Raw genomic sequence first — 18,817 nt, 5'->3', positions numbered from 1 at the left:
GTCGGGACCGGTCGGCTTCCTGTAGTCTGTACGCGGTGTCGGCCGTCCGCCCTCCGGGGTCGGGCCCACTGCGGCGGCATGCCGCACGGCGGGTCCCGTCGGTGCGTCAGCCCTTCAGCCGCCAGGTCGCGCCGCCGGGGCTGTCCATCACCACCACGTTCAGGGCGTTGAGCCGGTCGCGGATGCGGTCGGCCTCGGCCCAGTCCTTGGCGGCGCGGGCGGTCACCCGTTCCGCCAGCAGCGCCTCGACCTCGACCCGCAGCGCGTCGTCGACGCCGCTCTCGAACCACTGGTCCGGCGTCGACAGCAGCACGCCGAGAATGGCCCCCGAGGCCATCAGTTCGGCCTTGGCGATGCCCACCGCCTGCAGATCGCCGGCGGTCATGGCGCGCTCGATCTCGCTGGACAGGGCGAACATCGTGGCCATCGCCCCCGGGGTGTTCAGATCGTCCGAAATGGCCTCGAGGAACTCGGGCGACGGCATGTCGCCCAGCGGCGCGACCTCGGCGGCGCGGCGCAGCGCCCCGTACAGCCGGTCGAGATTCTTCTTCGACTGGTCCAGCAGGTCCTGGTTCCAGTCCAGCGGCTGGCGATAATGGGCGCTCAGCAATGCCCAGCGGACCACCTCGCCCGGCAGGGCCTGGACCAGGTCGTGCAGCAGCAGGACGTTGCCGACCGATTTCGACATCTTCTCGGCGTCGACGGTCAGGAAGCCATTGTGCATCCAGTGGCGGCTGTACGCCTCATGAGCGTCGGCCGCGTGGGCGTGGCCGTGGGCGCAGACGCCCTGGGCGATCTCGTTCTCATGGTGCGGAAACACCAGATCGATGCCGCCGCCGTGGATGTCGATCGGCAGGCCCAGCGTCTCCTCGATCATGGCCGAGCATTCGATATGCCAGCCGGGACGGCCCGCGCCCCACGGCGACGGCCACGACGGCTCCCCGTCCTTCGACGGCTTCCACAACACGAAATCGTGCGGATTCTTCTTGTAGGGGGCGACCTCGACCCGGGCCCCGGCGATCATGTCGTCCAGGTTGCGACCCGACAGCCGGCCGTAGTTTTCGTAGGACGAGACGTCGAACAGCACGTGGCCCTCGGCGACATAGGCGCAGCCCTGCTCAAGGATCTGGCCGATCTGGGCGACGATGGCGTCCATATGGTCGGTGACGTGCGGGGCGATGTCGGGCGGCGACACGTTAAGCCGGGCCATGTCGTCCAGATAGGCGGCCTCAAAGCGCGCGGTGACCTCGCCGATCGGCGTGCCCTCCTTCGTCGCCCGGGCGTTGATCTTGTCGTCCACGTCGGTGACGTTGCGGGCATAGACGACGCTGTCGGCCCCGTATTCCCGGCGCAGCAGCCGCACCAGCACATCGAACACGACCGGCGGGCGGGCATTGCCGATATGGGCATAGTCATAGACCGTCGGCCCGCAGACATAGAGGGTCACCCGCTCCGGATCGCGGGGCACAAACACGCGCTTTTCACGGTGCAGGGTGTCGTGGAGCGTCAGCGTCATATTGCGGCGTTGGCCTTCAGTTTTCTTGCAGGACGGAGGGTGTCTCCCATATAGCCGGTCTACCGCACCCGCGAACAGCCGTGCGGTGTATTATAGGGAGAGTGGCGCGCGTCCATCCGGGACCTTCGTTCCGGCGCGACTTCGCCGCCTTGAGATCGAGCATGAGCCTGACCCCCGTCAAACCCGTCCTGGTCAGTGACGCGACCCCCGCCCGCCCGTCGCGCGAGACGGCGCTGGAGGCTGTCCGCACCCTGATCGCCTGGGCCGGAGACAATCCCGAACGCGAGGGCCTGATCGACACGCCGCGCCGCGTGGTCGACGCCTATGGCGACTGGTTCCAGGGCTATGACGCCGATGTGGCCAAGGAACTGTCGCGCACCTTCGAGGAGGTGCAGGGTTATGACGACATGGTGCTGCTGCGCGACATCGAGGTCGAAAGCCACTGCGAGCACCACATGGCCCCGTTCCTGGGCAAGGCCTATGTCGCCTACATCCCGACCGAGAAGGTCGTCGGCATCTCCAAGATCGCCCGCGTCGTCGAAATTTTCTCCAAACGGCTCCAGACCCAGGAGACCCTGACCCAGGAGATCGCCGCCGCTCTTGATTCGCACCTGGCCCCGGCCGGCGTGGCCGTCCTGATCGACGCCGAACACCAGTGCATGACCACCCGCGGGGTCCACCACCGCCATGTTTCGACCCTGACCACCCGCTTTACCGGCGTGTTCAAATCGGACCCGGCACTGATGGATCGCTTTCTCAAACTGGCCAGGGGCTGATTTCTCGCCTCCTGGGGGTATTCTGCCTTCCGGGAACCGACTGAGGCCCGAGACCGCTTTACAAGCGCGTCGCATGACGCCAAGACACCATGAACACTAGGCGCAGTTCGTCGCTATCGCGGCGAACCTGAGGGAGATTTTCAGCGCATGGGCTCCAAACTTGCAGGTCCCGCCGGACAAGGCGGCAAAACCATTGCCCAGAACGCGGACATCAACGTCACGCCGTTCGTGGACATTATGCTGGTGCTGTTGATCATCTTCATGGTCGCGGCACCGATGGCCACCGTGTCCATCAAGCTCGATCTGCCGCCGGCGACGCCGCCGGTCGACGGTGAGCAGAAAGACCCGGTCTACATCACCATCCAGGAATCCGGCTCGATCTTCATCGCCGAGCAGCAGACGACGATCGAGACGCTTGAGTCCGACGTCTGCGCTGCCCTCGGCGGCGGCGATACCGGCGACTGCCGTCAGGAGCGCGTCTTCGTCCGCGCCCAGCCGGAAGTGAAATACAATGCCTTCATGGAAGTCATGAACAAGCTTCAGGAAAAGGGCTTCTACAAGGTTGGCCTGCTGAACGAAGACATCACCTGAGGCGAACCCGCCCGGGCGACTGAAACAGGGCCGTCTCCTCCGGGAGGCGGCCTTTTTCATTGCGTCCGCCGGCTTGACGGTCTCCGGTGCCGGGTGCCCCATGGACCGAGGAGGCCCGCCATGACCCTGATCGCTCTCGCCCTCGCCGCCCTGGTCCAGACCACGCCGGTCGACTGCACCGACGCCGACCACCGCGCCTTCGACTTCTGGATCGGCGACTGGACCGTCACCGCCGTCGCCAGCGGGACCGTCGTCGCCGACAGCCGGATCGAATCCGTCGCCGGCGGCTGCGCCATCCAGGAGACCTATCACCAGACCGTGGGGCCCGGCGGGACCCCGACCGACTATCGCGGCCACAGTTACAGCGCCTTCGACGCGACCGACGGGGTCTGGCGGCAGTTCTACGTCGACTCCAACGGGTCGGTTTCGGCCTTCGCCGGCGAGGCGGTCGACGGGGCCATGGTGCTGATCGTCGACCGGGGCGAGGTCCGGCAACGGATGACGGTGGCCCCGGCCGGGAACGGCGCGGTGCGCCAGACCGGCGAGGTCTCGCGCGACGGCGGCCGGACCTGGTCCACCGGCTATGAATTCCTCTACCGGCCCCGCTAAGGCTTGATCGCCCCCGCCGGGTCCCCAGATGAGGCCTCCCCCCTTGTCCGGAGTTCCTCATGACGCAGACCCAGCCCGCCGTCGCCGTCGATGACGTCTCCATCCCCCTGCTCGGGTTCGGCACCTGGCAGCTGGAGCCGGTCGATGCCCGGCGCATGGTCGCCGAGGCCCTGCGCATCGGCTACCGCCACATCGACACGGCGCGCATCTACAACAATGAGGACGGAGTCGGTCAGGGCATCCGTGATTCGGGCGTCGACCGCGCCGACATCTTCGTCACCACCAAGATCTGGGTCGAGGATTTCGCCGCCGGTGACCTGCAGCGCGCCGCCGCCGCCTCGGTCGAGCGTCTGGGCCTGACCCCGGACCTGCTGCTGCTGCACTGGCCCAAGCCGGAACCGGACTTCGTCGAGACCCTCGGGGCGCTGAACGACGCGAAGGCGCGCGGCCTGACCCGCGCGATCGGCCTGTCCAACTTCCCCTCGGCCCAGTTCCGTGAGGCCCAGTCGGTCTCCGACGCCTGGCTGGTCACCAACCAGGTCGAATACCATCCCTATCTGGCCCAGAAGACGCTGCAGGCCACGGCCGCCGACCTCGGCTCGTCCCTGACCGCCTGGTCACCGCTGGCCCAGGGCAAGGTGGCCGACGACCCGGTCATCGCCGATATCGCCCGGGCCCACGGCAAGACGCCGGGCCAGGTCACCCTGCGCTGGCTGATCCAGCAGGACGTGGTCGCCATCCCGCGCACCTCGAAGGCAAGCCGGGCGGCCGAGAATTTCGACATCTTCGACTTCATCCTGTCCGACGAGGACATGCTGCGCCTCCACGCCCTGGCCCGGCCCGACGGCCGAATCGGCGACTGGATTGATCCGGCCTTCAAATGGGATCAGGATTGACGTCAGGGCGGCACCCGACCCGCCCGAGGAACACCAGGGAGGCAGGCCGATGGGCGCGATCCACCGGTTTCCCGGACTCGATCCGGCCGACGTCGCCATCGGCACCCGGCTGAAACAGTGGCGACGCGCGCGCGGCATCGGCACCGACGCCCTGGCCGAGGCCCTGTCCCTGTCGCCGGAACAGATTCGCCTGGCCGAGGCCGGTCGCGCCCATCTGGACAGCCTGCAGATCGCCGCCGCCACCGCCTGCCTGCACCTGCCGCTCTGGGCGTTGATGTCGGATACGCAGGCCTACTGACTCGCATGTCGCACCCGCCACCCCGTGACACGGGCGGCCGCGCCGCCTAATCCCTACGCTCCGGACGGAGCGAAGAATGGCCTACAAATCCCTGCGCGACTTCATCGCCATGCTCGAGGCCGAGGGTGAGCTGATCCGCGTCACCGAGCCGGTCTCGACCGTGCTGGAGATGACCGAAATCCAGACCCGGCTGCTGCGCAACGGCGGTCCGGCCGTGCTGTTCGAACAGCCGGTCATGGCCGACGGCACCATCAGCCCGATCCCGGCCCTGGCCAATCTGTTCGGCACGGTCAAACGCGTGGCCATGGGCGTGACCCTCGATAACAAGGAACGCACCACCGCCGCCGAACTGCGCGAGGTCGGCGAGCTGCTGGCCTTCCTCAAGAACCCGACCCCGCCGCGCGGCCTGTCCGACGCGATGGAGATGCTGCCGCTGGCGCAGAAGGTCATGGCCATGCGCCCGAAGGTGGTGAAATCCGCCCCGGTGCAGCAGGTGGTGCTGAAGGGCGACCAGATCGACCTCGCGGCCCTGCCGGTCCAGACCTGCTGGCCCGGCGAGCCTGCGCCCCTGATCACCTGGGGTCTGGTGGTCACCAGGGGGCCGTCCGACGCCCGCGAGGACGATTTCAACCTCGGCATCTACCGCATGCAGGTGCTCGGCAAGGACCGCTGCATCATGCGCTGGCTGGCCCATCGCGGCGGGGCCCAGCACTATGCCCGGCACAGGAAGGCGGGAAAGAAGGGCCCCCTGCCCTGTGCCGTGGTGCTGGGGGCCGACCCGGGCACCATCCTGGCCGCCGTGACGCCGGTGCCGGACACGCTGAGCGAATACCAGTTCGCCGGCCTGCTGCGCGGGGCCAAGGCCGAGCTGGTCGCCTGCAAGACCGTGCCCCTGATGGTGCCGGCCCAGGCCGAGATCGTGCTGGAAGGCCACGTCCTGCTGGACGAGCATGCGGATGAAGGCCCCTACGGCGACCACACCGGCTATTACAACTCGGTAGAGAAATTCCCGGTCTTCCAGATCAGCGCCATCACCATGCGCCGGGACCCGATCTATCTGACCACCTTCACCGGCCGCCCGCCGGACGAGCCCAGCGTCCTGGGCGAGGCGCTGAACGAGGTCTTCATCCCCCTGCTGCGGGCCCAGTTCCCCGAGATCACCGACTTCTGGCTGCCGCCCGAGGGCTGCTCCTACCGCATCGCCGTGGTCAGCATGAAGAAGGCCTACCCCGGCCACGCCAAGCGGGTGATGCTGGGCGTCTGGAGCTATCTGCGCCAGTTCATGTACACCAAATGGGTCATCGTCGTGGACGACGACATCGACGCCCGCGACTGGAAACAGGTGATGTGGGCCATGGCCACCAAGATGGACCCGGCCCGCGACATCACCCTGATCGAGAACACCCCGATCGACTATCTCGACTTCGCCAGCCCCGAGAGCGGTCTCGGCTCCAAGATCGGCCTCGACGCCACCGACAAATGGCCGCCCGAGACCAAGCGCGAATGGGGCGAGGAAATCCGCATGGACGAGACGGTGATCGGCAGGGTCTCCGACATGTGGGACCGGCTGGGCCTGCCCGGTGACGGCACGCCGATCTGGAAATAACGGCGAACGGGCCTATGGTCCCGGATCGTTCCGGTCAGCCTGAGGTTATTCCATGCGTCGTCTCGCCCTGCTGGCCGTCCTTTCTGTCCTGTCCGCGAGTCCCGCCATGTCCCAGAGTCCCGCCACGCCCTCCGTTTCCAACACCGCGCCGTGGGACCAGGCCTTCCTGCCGCCGGCCCCGGCCTGGGACGGGTCCAGCCGGGCGCTGCTGGTCGACGACAGCCACCCCTGGGTCACCGATTTCGAGCGCGATCCCGAACACGACTTCAGCCCCAACTACGCCGACACCCGCGCCTGGTTCGACCGTCTGGACGCGGCCTCGGACCTGATCCGTATCGAACAGTTCGGCGTCTCGCCCGAGGGGCGGCCCATCTACGCCGTGATCGCCTCGAAGGACGGGGCGAGCTTCGACCCGGCCAAGCCCGTGCTGCTGGCCCAGGCCGGCATCCACCCGGGCGAGATCGACGGCAAGGACGCGGGCATGATGCTGCTGCGCGACATGGCCTTCGGCGACAAGGGCGGCCTGCTCGACAAGGTCAACCTGATCCTGATCCCGATCCTGTCGGTCGACGGTCACGAACGGGCCGGCGCCTACAGCCGCCCCAACCAGCGCGGGCCCCGCATCCAGGGCTGGCGCAACACGGCCACCAACCAGAACCTGAACCGCGACTACATCAAGCTGGACCAGGTCGAGATGCAGGCGGTGCGCGGTCTGGTGCTGAAATACCGGCCCGACCTCTATGTCGACATCCACGTCACCGACGGCATGGACTACCAGTACGACATCACCTTCGGCTTCAACGGCGAGAACGGCGTCTGGTCGCGCAGCCCGGCCATCGCCGGCTGGCTCAACGCCACCTTCAAGCCCGGCATCAATGCCGCCCTGGAGGCCGAGGGCCATATTCCGGGCGAGCTGGTGTTCGGCATCGACGAGGCCAATCCCCGCGCCGGCCTGTCCGACGGCGGTCTGGGCGAGCGCTTCTCCAACGGCTGGGGCTCGGCTGCCCACGTCCCCGCCATCCTGATCGAGAACCACAGCCTCAAGCCCTATGAGCAGCGGGTGCTGGGCACCTATGTCTTCCTCGAGGAGTCGATGAAGCTGCTGGCCGCCGACGGCCCGGCCCTGCGCGCCGCCATCACCGCCGACCGCGCCCTGCGCCCGGCCGAGATCCCGACCAATTTCGTGCCCGAGGACCAACCCTCGGCGACCCGCGCCTTCAAGGGCATCACCTATGAGATGTACGACAGCCCGGCGCTGGGCCAGCCCGTGGTGCGCTGGCTGGGCCAGCCGGACCCGGCGCTGTGGTCCCTGCCCTTCTATGGCTCGAGGCCGTCGCTGATCCTGAAGCGTCCGGTGGCCTACTGGATCCCGGCCTACCGATCCGACCTGATCGAACGGCTGCGGCTGCAGGGCGTCGAGATGGAGACCCTGACCGCGCCGCGCACGGTGTCACTGGACATGCTGCGCCTCAACGATCCCAAGCTGGCGACCCGCGCCAATGAGGGCCACGTCCAGGCCAGCGTCACCGACGTCACCGCCGAGCGCCGCGAGCGGACCTGGCCGGCCGGTTCGGTGCGGGTGCCGACCGACCAGCCGCTGGGCGACATCGTCGTCCTGCTGCTGGAGCCGCAGTCCAGCGAGAGCTTCTTCGCCTGGGGCATGGTCACCGAGGTGCTGAGCCGGGTCGAATATATCGAACCCTATGCCATCGCCCCGCTGGCCGAGGCCATGATGGCCGCCGACCCGGCCCTGAAGGCCGAGTTCGAGGCCAGGCTGGCCGCCGATCCGGAGTTCGCGGCGGACGGTAACGCCCGCCTGCAGTGGTTCTACGTGCGTACGCCCTTCCATGACGACCACTACCGCCTCTATCCGATCGGCCGGGAATCCTGATCATGACCAGCGCCCACCCCATTGAGATGCTGACCGCCGTCCAGGCCGCCGCCCTGTGGTCCGGGGTGCTGATCCTGATCCTGCTCGGCCTGTCCGGCCTGGTGGTCCGGCGGCGGCGGCGGCACCAGATCGCCTTCGGCGACGCCGGCAATGTCGAGATGACCACAGCGGCCCGCGCCTTCGGCAACGCCAGCGAATACATCCCCGCCGGCCTGGTCGCCCTGGTGCTGCTGGCGCTCGTCGGGGCCCCGGCGGCGCTGGTCCATGCCGTCGGCGTCACCCTGGTGGTCGGCCGCCTGATCCACGCCCTGGGTCTGGTGTTCCAGACGGGGCCGTCGCTGGGCCGGGTGCTGGGCATGCTGATGACCTGGATCGCCCTGCTGGTCGGGGCCGTCTCCCTGATCGCCTTCGCGGTGATCTGAGCCGGCCACAGCCCCCATGGTTGCGGTGCAGCAGGGGGTCGGCCATATCGGGGTATGTCCAATGCCTCCCCGTCGACCGCCACCATTCCCGCTGACCTGCTGCCCGATCTGGTCGCCGCCGCCCTGAGGGCGGGGGCCGATGCCGCCGAGGCCGTCTCGGCCGAGAGCGCGGCCCTGTCGGTCGGGGTGCGCAACGGCACCCTGGAAGAGGTGGAACGCGAGGAGTCGCGCGACCTGGGCCTGCGGGTGTTCATCGGCAAACGCCAGGCCACGGTCTCCGCCTCGGACCTGTCCGACGCCACCCGCGCCCGGCTGGTCGAACGCGCCGTGGCCATGGCCCGGCTGGCCCCCGAGGATCCCTGGTGCGGCCTGGCCCCGCAGGACCGGCTGGCGCGCGGCTCCTTCCCCGATCTGGATCTGTACGACAGCACCCACCGCTCGGCCGAACAGCTGGAAGCCGCCGCCGTCGCCACCGAGGCCGCGGCCATGGCCGTCGACGGCGTGGTCCGCTCCGAGGGCGGCCATGCCTCCAGCTCGACCAGCCGCTGGCGGCTGGTGACCTCCGACGGCTTCGACGGGGCCTATCACGGCTCGGGCTTCGGCCTCGGGGTCGGGGTCATCGCCGAAAAGGACGGGGCCATGGAGCGCGGCGGCGAGCATCGCCACACCCGCCACCTGTCCGACCTGCCCGGCGCCGGGGCCATCGGGGCCGAGGCCGGACGTCGCGCCGTGGCCCGCACCGGGCCGCGCAAGATCGCCTCGATGACCGCCCCGGTCATCTTCGAAAACCGCGTCGCCGGCCAGGTGATCTCGCCCCTGCTCGGGGCCATTTCCGGCCCGTCGATCGCGCGCGGCTCGTCCTTCCTCAAGGACCGGCTGGGCCAGCCGGTCCTGCCGGCCGCGGTGAACCTGATCGACGATCCGTTCCGCCCGCGCGGGCTCGGCTCGACCCCGTTCGATGACGAGGGCGTGGCGGTGACGCGGCAATCAATCATTGACGACGGGGTGCTGACGACCTGGCTGATGAACAGTTCGGCTGCGGCCCAGCTGGGTCTGGCCTCGACCGGTCACGCGGCCCGCGGCCTGGCCGGACCGCCGGGGGTCTCGACCCACAACCTGCACATGGAACCGGGCCAGCGCGACCTGGCCGGACTGATGGCCGACGCCGGCACCGGCCTGCTGGTGACCTCGATGTTCGGCCCGTCGCTGAACCCCAACACCGGCGACTGGTCGGCCGGGGTGTCGGGCTTCTGGTTCGAGGCCGGGGAACTGGCCTATCCGGTCAGCGAGGTCACCGTGGCCGGCAGTCTGCCCGACATCTACCGGCGTCTGGTGCAGGGCTCGGACCTCGAGTTCCGCGGCGCGTTCAACGTGCCGTCCCTGATGTTCGACGCGCTCGCCATCGCCGGAAAATGACGACTTACAGCGAAGACTTCATTCAGGACCTTAACCTGATCCGCGACTCCGCCCGCGCCGCCGGCGACCTCGCCCTGGCCGAGCGCGCGCGCGGACTGAAGATCTGGTCCAAGCCCGACCGCTCGCCGGTGACCCATGCCGACGAAGCCGTCGACGCCCTGCTCAGGGACATTCTGCTGGGGGCGCGCCCCGACTACGGCTGGCTGTCGGAAGAGACCGCCGACGGTCCCGAACGCCTGTCGCGCGAGCGCATCTTTATCGTCGACCCGATCGACGGCACCGTCGCCTATATGAAGAACACCCCGTGGTGGTGCATCCCCATCGCCGTGGTCGAAAACGGCCTGCCCGTCGCGGCCGTGATCCACGCCCCGGCCCTGGACGAGACCTTTGTCGCCACCCGCGGCGGCGGGGCCTTCCTCAACGACCGGCCGATCACCGCCTCGGACGTCACCACCCTGGACGACGCCTCGGTCCTGGCCGACGCCCGGTTGCTGGAAGGGCCAATCTGGCCCGAACCCTGGCCGGTGATGCGGTTCGAGAAACGCAATGCCATCGCCTATCGCATGGCCCTGGTCGCGGCCGGGGCCTTCGACGCCGCCATCGCCCTGACCCCGAAATGGGACTGGGACATCGCCGCCGGGGCCCTGATCGCCGAGGAGGCCGGCGGCCGGGTCAGCGACCACCACGGGCGACCCTGGCTGTTCAACCGGGCCGATCCGCGCCAGAGCAGCCTGATCTGCGCCGCCCCGGCGCTTCACCCGTTGATCGTGCGGCGTTGTGCGCCTATCCCGCTCGCAGACTGACCCCAGCTTCCGGACCCGCCGCATGACCGCTCCTGTCGAAACCGAATCCCCGCAACTGCTGCACCTCGTCATCGGCGGCGAATTGCGCCACCTCGACGCGCCGGTGTTCCGCGACCTGTCCAAGGTCGAATTCGTCGGGGCCTACGGCAGCTATGACGAGGCGAAGAAGGCATGGAAGGCCCGGGCCCAGGCCACGGTCGACAATGCCCATATGCGCTATTTCATCCTGCACGCGCACCGGATGATCGATCCGCGCGGCGACGCTCACTAGATCTGATCCGGCCTTCGGGAACGGTCGCGCGGCTGAAGCGCTACCGTTGCACGATCGCCCGATATCCGGAGCTGCCCGATGACCATATTCGGCCGAACCCTCGACGGACAGGAACTGTTCGCCCTCGCCTCGCTGCTGACGCTGCTGGCCTTCTGGCTGTTCGTCCTGCCGCGCGAACGCGACTATGGCCGCCGCTTCAAGCAGTGGGAGGCCGAACGGCGCGCCCGCCGTCTCGGCCAGGACGGCGGGTCGACCCGCCCGAAGGGCAAGCCGCGCGGCCCCTGGGGCTGAGCCCTACTCCCGCCGCAGCAGTTTCTCGGTCAGCAATGTGCCCCACCAGCCCGCCTTGAACGCGGCCCGGATCGCCTTCGGGTCATAGGCGTCGCTGTCGACCCAGTCGATGAAGCTGACCCCGGTCGGCTCAACCTCGTTCAGGTATGTCTCCAGCGTATAGTCCAGCACCCCGGTCAGGCCCTCGCGGTGGTGCAGGTATTTCTTCGACAACTGGCCGATGGCTTCCGACATCGGTTCACCCAGATGGAAATGGCGATAGAAGACCGCCATCATCCCGGCCCGGTCCGCCCCGGACTTGCAGTGGATCAGGGCCGGATATTCGATCGTCCGGAACAGCTCCCGGGCCCGGTGCACCCGGTCCTTCTGCGGCGGATCGCGCGAATCCAGCGGCGCGCTGATCAGGGTCAGGCCCAGCCGCTCGCAGGCGGCCTTTTCCAGCGCGAACCAGGCCTCGTCGCGCTCGCTGCCGCGCAGGTTGATGACGGTCTTGATGCCCTGCCGCTGCCAGTAGGCCAGTTGCCGCGGCGACGGCTGGTTGGTGCGCACCAGGTCCGGGCCCAGCCAGTGGGCGTTCATGAACCCGACCCGCAGGAAGGCGTGGTCCTTCCAGACATAGTCCCAGCCCGCCTTGAAGCGGCCGGCCGGCGTGCTGAGATCGTAACGCGTCATGCAACGCAGATAGCCGGTCCGGGCCCCCTCGTCATGCCGGAATGACGGTCCGGCGGGACCGGGATCAGGCCTCCGCGCCCGGGGCCGCCGGGGCCAGCGGCATGACCAGCCGCACCTGCAGGCCGTCCGGACGCCATTCGCGCGACACCTCCGCCCGCAGTTGCCGCGCCAGCTGTTCGACCAGCCGCGAGCCGAATCCGGTCCGCTCGGGGGCCGTCAGGGCGGGGCCGCCCGACTCCGACCAGACCAGCACCAGGTCACGCCCCTGCATCGACCATTCGACGCGGACCCGGCCGCCGACGACGCTCAGCGCCCCATGCTTGGACGCATTGGTCGCCAGTTCATGGATCAGCATGCTCACCGGCTGGGCCTGATCCGGCGAAACGGCGACGTCGGGACCGCGAATGTCACTGGCCTCCTCCGGCCACAGGCTGGCCAGTTCGTCGCGGATCAGGTCCCGGACCCGGGCTCCCTCCCATTTGCGGTCGGCCAGACTGCCCTGGGCCCGGGCCAGCGCCCCGACCCGGCCCAGCAGCACGGTCTTGTACGTGCCCACATCGGGTGCCCCCGCCAGTTGCACCAGCGACTGCACCACCGTCAGCGCGTTGCGGGCCCGGTGATCGACCTCACGCATCAGCAGTTCCCGCGTCGCCGCATGGCGACGCTCCTCGCTGATGTCGCGCACCTCGATGATGGTGCCGACGGTCACGCCGGCCTCGTCCCGCATCGGACTGGCGGTGAAGGCCACCGGATAGAAGGAACCGTCCCTGTGCACGAAGACCTCCTCACCCTGCTGCTGGTTGTTCTCGGGAAAGGCGCGGTCGATGGCGCATTCGTGCAGCGGAAACGGCGAGCCGTCGGGCCGGGTGTGATGGATCACGTCATGCAGGGTCCGCCCGCGGGTTTCCTCGAACCGGTAGCCCGTCAGCGCCTCCGCGGCGGCGTTCATGTAGACGCACTGCTGCCGGTCATCCATCAGGAAGATGGACACCGTCGCATTGTTGAGCACGGCCTGCAGCCGTCGATCGGTGTCCTGCAGGGCCAGTTCGGCGACCTCGCGCTTGCGGATTTCCAACCGCGCGGCCTCATAGGTCCTGGCGTTGTCGATGGCCGTGGCGGCCTGGGCCGCGACGGCGACCATGATCCGTTCGTGGCGGGCGGAAAACTGCGCCGCCTCCGGATGGCCGAAGAACAGCCCGCCCAGCGCCTGGCCCGAGCGCGAGACGACCGGCACCGCCAGATAGCTGCGCACCGGCAGATGCCCGGCCGGCATGCCGCGATGCGGCTCCATCTGTCCGTAGCGGGGGTCGCGGGTGATGTCGTCAGAGCGGATGACGCCCTCGCCGTTAAAGGTCGGGGCGAACACCGGGGTCGGGCGCGGGTGCGGAAAGGCGGAAAAGGCGGCGGGGTCCGCACCGGACAGCGCATACAGAAGGAACGCCTCCCCCTCATCACTGACGCCGTTGTAGAAGAAGGCCCCGAATTCCGCCCCGGTCAGTGACACCCCGACGTCGACGACGGCCTGGACGTTGCGCTCGAGGTTGAGTTCCGACGCGACCCGGGCACCGGTTTCGTTGATCAGCCTGAGCACCCGCACCTCTTCGGCCAGCGCGGCATGGCTCATTTCCTGCGGTTCGATGTCCTGGTGCATGGTCCCTCATGGATCGCCGATAGGCGCGCATCTGTCGGCGAGCGTCTGGTTTTGCAATGGGTTCCACCGCGTGGCGCAAAAAGCGGGACCGCTGCGACGGGCGCGCGGGTGGGCCACGATCCGGCGGCCGGCACCCGGCGGCCGGCGGAAACGGTGTCGGGGAGCCGCCGCGCGCTTGACTTGGCGCGCAACCCGTCCGACCGAAGGCCGATGACCATGCCCGCCACCGCCGCCGCCGACGAGAAGGAACCGCTGCGTCCGCTGCTGGCGCGAATCTGGCGCGACTACCTGGCCCACCACAAGGCGGCCCTGTTCGCCTCCATGCTGTGCGCGGCGGTGGCCGGGGTCATGGCGGCCACGGTGCTGCAGCTGCTGGAGCCGGCGATCAATGGCCTGTTCGAACAGGTGCCCGTCGTGGTCTGGGGGCTGATCCACATTCCGCCCGGCCAGGCGGTGATCTGGATCCCCGTCATCATCATCGCCGTGGCCCTGGTCTGGACCGTCGCCGCCCTGGGTCAGGCCGCCCTGGTCAACCGGCTCGGCCACGGCATCGTCGGCGATATCCAGATCCGTCTGTTCGCGGCCATGATCCGTGCCGATCTGGCGCGGCTGCGCAGCCAGCATTCCGGCAGCTTCGTCTCCTCGGTCCTGTTCGACGCCAACCTGGTGCGCGAGGCCTTCACCAACGGCGTGGTCAACTACACCCAGCACAGCCTGACCCTGGTGGCGGTGATCACGGCCATGGCCTTCATCGACTGGCGCCTGACCGTGATCGTCCTGCTGGGCGTACCCATGGTCAGCCTGATCATGCGCCGCTTCTCGAAACGCACCCGCAAGGCCACGCGCGGGGCGATGACCGAGACCGAAAACCTGTCGACCGCCCTGATGGAAAACCTCGACGGGGTCCGGCTGATCAAGATCGAGAATCGCGAGGTCGCCGAGGAGGCCCGGGTGGCCGAGGTCGTCGGTCGCCGCCAGCGCCATGTGATCAAGAGCGCCGACTCCCGCGCCTTCGCCGGCCCGGCCAGCAATCTGGTGGCGATGATCATCGTCGCCGCCGTGATGGCCTATGCCGGCTGGCGCGCCCGCGACGGCGCGATCACCGTCGGGGCCTTCGCCGCCTTCATCGGCCTGCTGATGGCCGCCGGCCAGTCCCTGCGCCAGGTGACCAATCTGCAGACGGTGATGGCCGAGGGCCTGACCGCGGCGCGGCGCCTGTTCACCGCCCTCGACATCCAGCCCGAGATCCGCGAGGCCGCCGACGCCCACGCCCTGGCCGAGGTGCCGGCCACCGTGGCCTTCGACCGGGTCTCCTTCGCCTATGCGCCCGCCGCCGACGGCGGGGTGCCGACCCTGTCGGACGTATCGCTCAGCGTCGCCCCCGGCGAGACCGTTGCCCTGGTCGGCCCGTCCGGCGGCGGCAAGAGCACCCTGCTGTCGCTGCTGCCGCGCTTCTATGACGTGACCGCGGGCGCGGTGACCATCAACGGCGAGGACATCCGCCACCTGAAGATCCACGACCTGCGCGCCCGCATCGCCCTGGTCACCCAGGAACCCTTCCTGTTCGACGACACCCTCGCCGCCAACATCGCCTACGGTCGCCCGGGGGCCACGGCCGAGGCCATCGTCGCGGCCGCCACGGCCGCCGCCGCCCATGAGTTCATCACCGCCCTGCCCGAAGGCTATGCCACCCGCGCGGGCGAGGCCGGGCTGCGCCTGTCCGGCGGTCAGCGCCAGCGCATCGCCATCGCCCGCGCCTTCCTCAAGGACGCCCCGATCCTGCTGCTGGACGAGGCCACCTCGGCGCTCGACACCGAGAGCGAGGCCCTCGTACAGGCGGCGCTGGAGCGGCTGATGCAGGGGCGTGCCACCCTGATGATCGCCCATCGCCTGTCGACCGTGCGCAACGCCGACCGCATCCATGTCATCGCCGGCGGCCGGGTCGTCGAAACCGGCACCCACGACCAGCTGGTCAGCCTCGGCGGCCTCTATTCGCGCCTGGCCCGACAGCAGTCCCTCGACGGGGAGCCCGTCAGCGTGGCGGCGGTGAGTTGACGGGGCTCCTGGACATCGCCCCCTTGAGGGGAGGGCTTGCGAGCGTGGCCCCATGAGACCGCTGCGCAATCCGGTCATCCAGGGCCTGCTGGCCTGGCTTCTGGCCCGGTGGATGCAGTTCTGCTTCGCCACCATCCGCTGGACCCACGTCAATGCGTCCGCGGCCGAGGCCGTCTGGGACGGCGGCGGCGGCGTGCTGTGTGCCTTCTGGCACTCACGCATCGGCCTGGCCCCCGCCTGCTGGCCCCTGTCGCGGGCCCAGCCCCCCCGGGCCCTGATCTCGCTCAGCCCGGACGGCCAGTTCATCGCCCGGGCCGTGGCCCTGCAGGGCTTTCCCGCCGTACGCGGCTCCTCGGCCAACAAGGACAAGGCCGACCGCGCCAAGGGCGGCTCCCGGGCCCTGCGCGACGGCCTGCGCCAGCTCAAGGCCGGGGGTCTGGCCATCACCCCGGACGGCCCGCGTGGACCCGCGCGGCAGATGGCCGAGGGCACGCCCCTGCTGGCCAAGCTGTCGAAGGCCCCGGTCCTTCTGGTCGGCCTGTCGTGCAAGCCGGCCATCCGGCTGAACAGCTGGGACCGGGCCCTGCTGCCCCTGCCGTTCGGCCGCGGGGCCATCGTCTGGGACCGCACCGACTACCCCGAGGGGGCCGATCCGGCCGAGGTCGCCCGCGACTGGACCGACCGGCTCAATGCCGTGGAAGCCCGGGCCGACGCCCTCGTCGGCCTGGCGCGGGTGTGACGTGAGCCCCGCCCTCATCCTGTATCGGCTGGCCACCCGGCTGCTGGAGCCGCTCGCCCCGCGGTTGCTGGACGCCCGCGTCAAACGCGGCAGGGAGGACGCCGTCCGCGTCGACGAACGGCTCGGCCTGGCCGGGCGGCCGCGCCCCGACGGCGACCTGGTCTGGCTGCACGGCGTCAGTGTCGGCGAGACCCTGTCCCTGTTGCCGGTGGCCGAACGGTTCGGGCGCGAGCGGCCGGACCTGGCCGTGCTGGTCACCTCCGGCACCCTGACCTCGGCCACCCTGCTGGCGCAGCGCCTGCCGCCCGGGGTGATCCACCAGTTCGCCCCGGTCGACACCCCCGGGGCCGTGGCCGCCTTCCTCGACCACTGGCAGCCGACGCTGGGCGTCTTCGTCGAGAGCGAGCTGTGGCCCAATCTGGTCCTCGGTGCCCGGGCCCGCGGTGTGAACCTGGCCCTGGTCAGCGCCCGCATCACCGAAAAGACCGCCGCCGGCTGGGCCCGGGTGCCCGGGGCGGCCCGCCGGCTGCTGGGGGCCTTCGACCTGGTCCTGCCGCAGGACGATCCCTCGGCCGCCCGGCTGGAAGGGCTCGGAGCCCGCATCGACGGTCAGGTGAACCTGAAACTGTCCGGTGGCCCCCTGCCCCATGACGCGGCCGCCTTCACCGCCCTCAGCGCCGCCATCGGCGAGCGCCCGGTGGTCGTCGCCGCCAGCACCCACGACGGCGAGGAATTGGCACTGGTCCAGGCGCTGGACGCCCTGGCCGACCGCCTGTGCCTGATCCTGGTGCCGCGCCATCCCGAGCGCAGCGCCGCCATCGCCGCGGCCCTGACCCGCGAGGGCTTCAGATTCACCCGCCGCGCCTCGGGCCAGCCGCTCGATTCCCGCACCGACATCTATCTGGCCGACACCCTCGGCGAGATGGGTCTGTTCCTGCGTCTGGCCGATGTCGTGGTGATGGGCGGGTCGTTCTCGGCCGCGCTGGAGACGCCGCCGGTCGGCGGCCACAATCCGCTCGAACCCGCCCGGCTGGGCAAGCCCGCCGTCACCGGCCCCGACGTCTCCAACTGGGCCGCCATCACCCGCACCCTGGTCGAGGCCGGCGGTCTGGCCGTGGCCCGCACGCCCGCCGACCTGCCGGCGATCCTCGCGCCCCTGCTGGCCGATCCCGCGGCCGCCCGGGCCATGGGCGACCGCGGCCGCCGCGCCGCCGCCGAGGCCGGGGCCGGGCTCGACCGGCTGTGGGCCGGGCTGCAGCCCCTGCTGCCGCCCGCCCCGCCCCGGAGACGCCGATGACCCTGTCGACGCCCCGCTGGTGGTACGACCGCGAACGCCGCCACGCCCCGGTGACGCGGATGCTGCTGCGCCCGGCCGGCTGGCTCTGGGCCGCCGTCACCGCCCGCCGCATCGCCCGGACCACACCCGTGCCTGTCGGCATCCCGGTCATCTCGATCGGCAATCTGACCGTCGGCGGTTCGGGCAAGACCCCGGTCGCCCGTGAAGTCCTGCGCCTTCTCCGCGCCGCCGGCGTCGACGCCCAGGCCCTGTCGCGCGGCTATGGCGGCAGGCTCGCGGGACCGGTCCGCGTCGATCCCGCCGTCCACAGCGCCGCCGACGTCGGCGACGAACCGCTGATGCTGGCCCTGGACAGCCCGGCCTGGATCGCCCGCGACCGCGTCGCCGGGACCCGCGCCGCCGCCGCTGACGGGGCCGAGGCCGTGGTGCTGGATGACGGCCACCAGAACCCGGCCCTGCACAAGACGCTCAGCCTGGTCATCGTCGACGGCGAGACCCGCGACGACGAATGGCCGTTCGGCGACGGGGCGGTCTTTCCGTCCGGCCCGATGCGCGAACCCCTGCAGGCGGGCCTCGCCCGCACCGACGCCGTGGTCATCCTGCTGCCCGCCGACATCGCCGACGTCGATCCGGACCTGGTCGCCACCTTCGGTGACCTGCCGGTCTTCATCGCCCGTCTGCAGCCCGCCGCCCCGCCGCCGCCCGGTCCGCTGATGGGGTTCGCCGGCATCGCCAAGCCGTGGAAAGTCGAGCGCGCGCTCAAGGCCGCCGGGGCCGATCTGGTCGAATTCGCCGCCTTCCCCGACCATGCCGCCTTCCGCGAGGCCGACCTGCGCGCCCTGACCGACCGGGCCGCCGTGTTCGACGCCCGCCTGATCACCACCGAAAAGGACTGGTCCCGCCTGCCGCCGGCGTGGCGCGACCGCATCATCTCCTGGCCGGTCACGGCGGTGTTCGAGGATGAGGCCGGGTTCGCGGCGTTCGTACGGGACGCCATCCAATCCTCCCCCGCAGGGG

At 69.9% G+C, this 18,817-nt stretch carries 19 protein-coding genes; 16 read left to right on the top strand and 3 right to left on the bottom strand.

Translation table 11 applies throughout. From position 1 onward, the window contains the following. Positions 1-106: 106 nt before the first annotated feature. Positions 107-1,516, bottom strand: a complete 1,410-nt coding sequence (gene cysS, locus AACZ75_RS10860) for a cysteine--tRNA ligase (RefSeq protein ID WP_339872876.1) — start codon at positions 1,514-1,516, stop codon at positions 107-109. A gap of 161 nt (positions 1,517-1,677) precedes the next feature. On the opposite strand from cysS, the gene folE reads away from it, so the two are divergent. The 12 genes from folE to AACZ75_RS10800 all read left to right on the top strand — a co-directional run bounded on the left by folE (position 1,678) and on the right by AACZ75_RS10800 (position 11,386). After that, positions 1,678-2,292, top strand: coding sequence for a GTP cyclohydrolase I FolE (gene folE, locus AACZ75_RS10855; protein ID WP_339872875.1), 615 nt, complete (start codon positions 1,678-1,680; stop codon positions 2,290-2,292). A 147-nt stretch (positions 2,293-2,439) separates the two neighbouring features. Further along, on the top strand, positions 2,440-2,883 hold the full coding sequence (locus AACZ75_RS10850; protein WP_339872874.1) for a biopolymer transporter ExbD: 444 nt from the start codon (positions 2,440-2,442) through the stop codon (positions 2,881-2,883). 120 nt (positions 2,884-3,003) lie between these two features. Beyond that, positions 3,004-3,492: a hypothetical protein gene (locus tag AACZ75_RS10845; RefSeq protein WP_339872873.1), complete on the top strand. Its 489-nt coding sequence runs from the start codon at positions 3,004-3,006 to the stop codon at positions 3,490-3,492. Between the two features lie 59 nt (positions 3,493-3,551). Further along, positions 3,552-4,388, top strand: a complete 837-nt coding sequence (locus AACZ75_RS10840; protein ID WP_339872872.1) for an aldo/keto reductase — start codon at positions 3,552-3,554, stop codon at positions 4,386-4,388. A gap of 49 nt (positions 4,389-4,437) precedes the next feature. Further along, entirely contained in the window at positions 4,438-4,686 is a 249-nt protein-coding gene (locus AACZ75_RS10835; protein WP_339872871.1) for a helix-turn-helix domain-containing protein, read from the top strand. A gap of 76 nt (positions 4,687-4,762) precedes the next feature. Next, complete coding sequence (locus tag AACZ75_RS10830) at positions 4,763-6,292, top strand: UbiD family decarboxylase (protein WP_339872870.1); 1,530 nt, start codon at positions 4,763-4,765, stop codon at positions 6,290-6,292. 52 nt (positions 6,293-6,344) lie between these two features. After that, on the top strand, positions 6,345-8,183 hold the full coding sequence (locus AACZ75_RS10825; RefSeq protein ID WP_339872869.1) for a M14 family metallopeptidase: 1,839 nt from the start codon (positions 6,345-6,347) through the stop codon (positions 8,181-8,183). Positions 8,184-8,185: 2 nt separating this feature from the next. Further along, entirely contained in the window at positions 8,186-8,605 is a 420-nt protein-coding gene (locus AACZ75_RS10820) for an MAPEG family protein (RefSeq protein ID WP_339872868.1), read from the top strand. A 54-nt stretch (positions 8,606-8,659) separates the two neighbouring features. After that, positions 8,660-10,021: a TldD/PmbA family protein gene (locus tag AACZ75_RS10815; protein ID WP_339872867.1), complete on the top strand. Its 1,362-nt coding sequence runs from the start codon at positions 8,660-8,662 to the stop codon at positions 10,019-10,021. Next, positions 10,018-10,824 (top strand): 3'(2'),5'-bisphosphate nucleotidase CysQ, encoded by an 807-nt coding sequence (locus AACZ75_RS10810; RefSeq protein ID WP_339872866.1) that lies wholly within the window; start codon positions 10,018-10,020, stop codon positions 10,822-10,824. The genes AACZ75_RS10815 and AACZ75_RS10810 overlap by 4 nt, the downstream gene beginning before the upstream one ends. Positions 10,825-10,846: 22 nt before the next feature. Beyond that, positions 10,847-11,095 carry a DUF4170 domain-containing protein gene (locus tag AACZ75_RS10805; RefSeq protein ID WP_339872865.1) on the top strand — a complete coding sequence of 83 codons (249 nt, stop codon included), beginning with the start codon at positions 10,847-10,849 and terminating at the stop codon, positions 11,093-11,095. A 78-nt stretch (positions 11,096-11,173) separates the two neighbouring features. Further along, positions 11,174-11,386: a hypothetical protein gene (locus AACZ75_RS10800; RefSeq protein ID WP_339872864.1), complete on the top strand. Its 213-nt coding sequence runs from the start codon at positions 11,174-11,176 to the stop codon at positions 11,384-11,386. 3 nt (positions 11,387-11,389) lie between these two features. Here the strand turns inward: AACZ75_RS10800 and AACZ75_RS10795 are convergent, their stop codons facing one another. Further along, a complete protein-coding gene (locus AACZ75_RS10795; protein ID WP_339872863.1) occupies positions 11,390-12,058 on the bottom strand; it encodes a sulfur transferase domain-containing protein in 669 nt (222 codons plus the stop codon). Between the two features lie 64 nt (positions 12,059-12,122). Beyond that, positions 12,123-13,709 (bottom strand): PAS domain-containing protein, encoded by a 1,587-nt coding sequence (locus AACZ75_RS10790; RefSeq protein ID WP_339872862.1) that lies wholly within the window; start codon positions 13,707-13,709, stop codon positions 12,123-12,125. 210 nt (positions 13,710-13,919) lie between these two features. Between AACZ75_RS10790 and AACZ75_RS10785 the strand changes: the two genes are divergently transcribed. From AACZ75_RS10785 to lpxK, 4 genes are all read left to right on the top strand, one after another. Further along, positions 13,920-15,764: an ABC transporter ATP-binding protein gene (locus AACZ75_RS10785; protein ID WP_339872861.1), complete on the top strand. Its 1,845-nt coding sequence runs from the start codon at positions 13,920-13,922 to the stop codon at positions 15,762-15,764. Between the two features lie 52 nt (positions 15,765-15,816). Continuing rightward, positions 15,817-16,503, top strand: a complete 687-nt coding sequence (locus AACZ75_RS10780; RefSeq protein WP_339872860.1) for a lysophospholipid acyltransferase family protein — start codon at positions 15,817-15,819, stop codon at positions 16,501-16,503. Position 16,504: 1 nt separating this feature from the next. Continuing rightward, positions 16,505-17,800 carry a 3-deoxy-D-manno-octulosonic acid transferase gene (locus AACZ75_RS10775; RefSeq protein ID WP_339872859.1) on the top strand — a complete coding sequence of 432 codons (1,296 nt, stop codon included), beginning with the start codon at positions 16,505-16,507 and terminating at the stop codon, positions 17,798-17,800. Further along, the coding region (gene lpxK, locus AACZ75_RS10770) for a tetraacyldisaccharide 4'-kinase (RefSeq protein ID WP_339872858.1) at positions 17,797-18,817 on the top strand (1,021 nt) is incomplete at its 3' end. The genes AACZ75_RS10775 and lpxK, both read left to right, overlap by 4 nt.

Origin of the sequence: uncultured Brevundimonas sp. (genome assembly GCF_963975535.1) — a bacterium.
Lineage (GTDB): Bacteria > Pseudomonadota > Alphaproteobacteria > Caulobacterales > Caulobacteraceae > Brevundimonas.
This window is presented reverse-complemented; position numbering and strand designations above follow the sequence as displayed.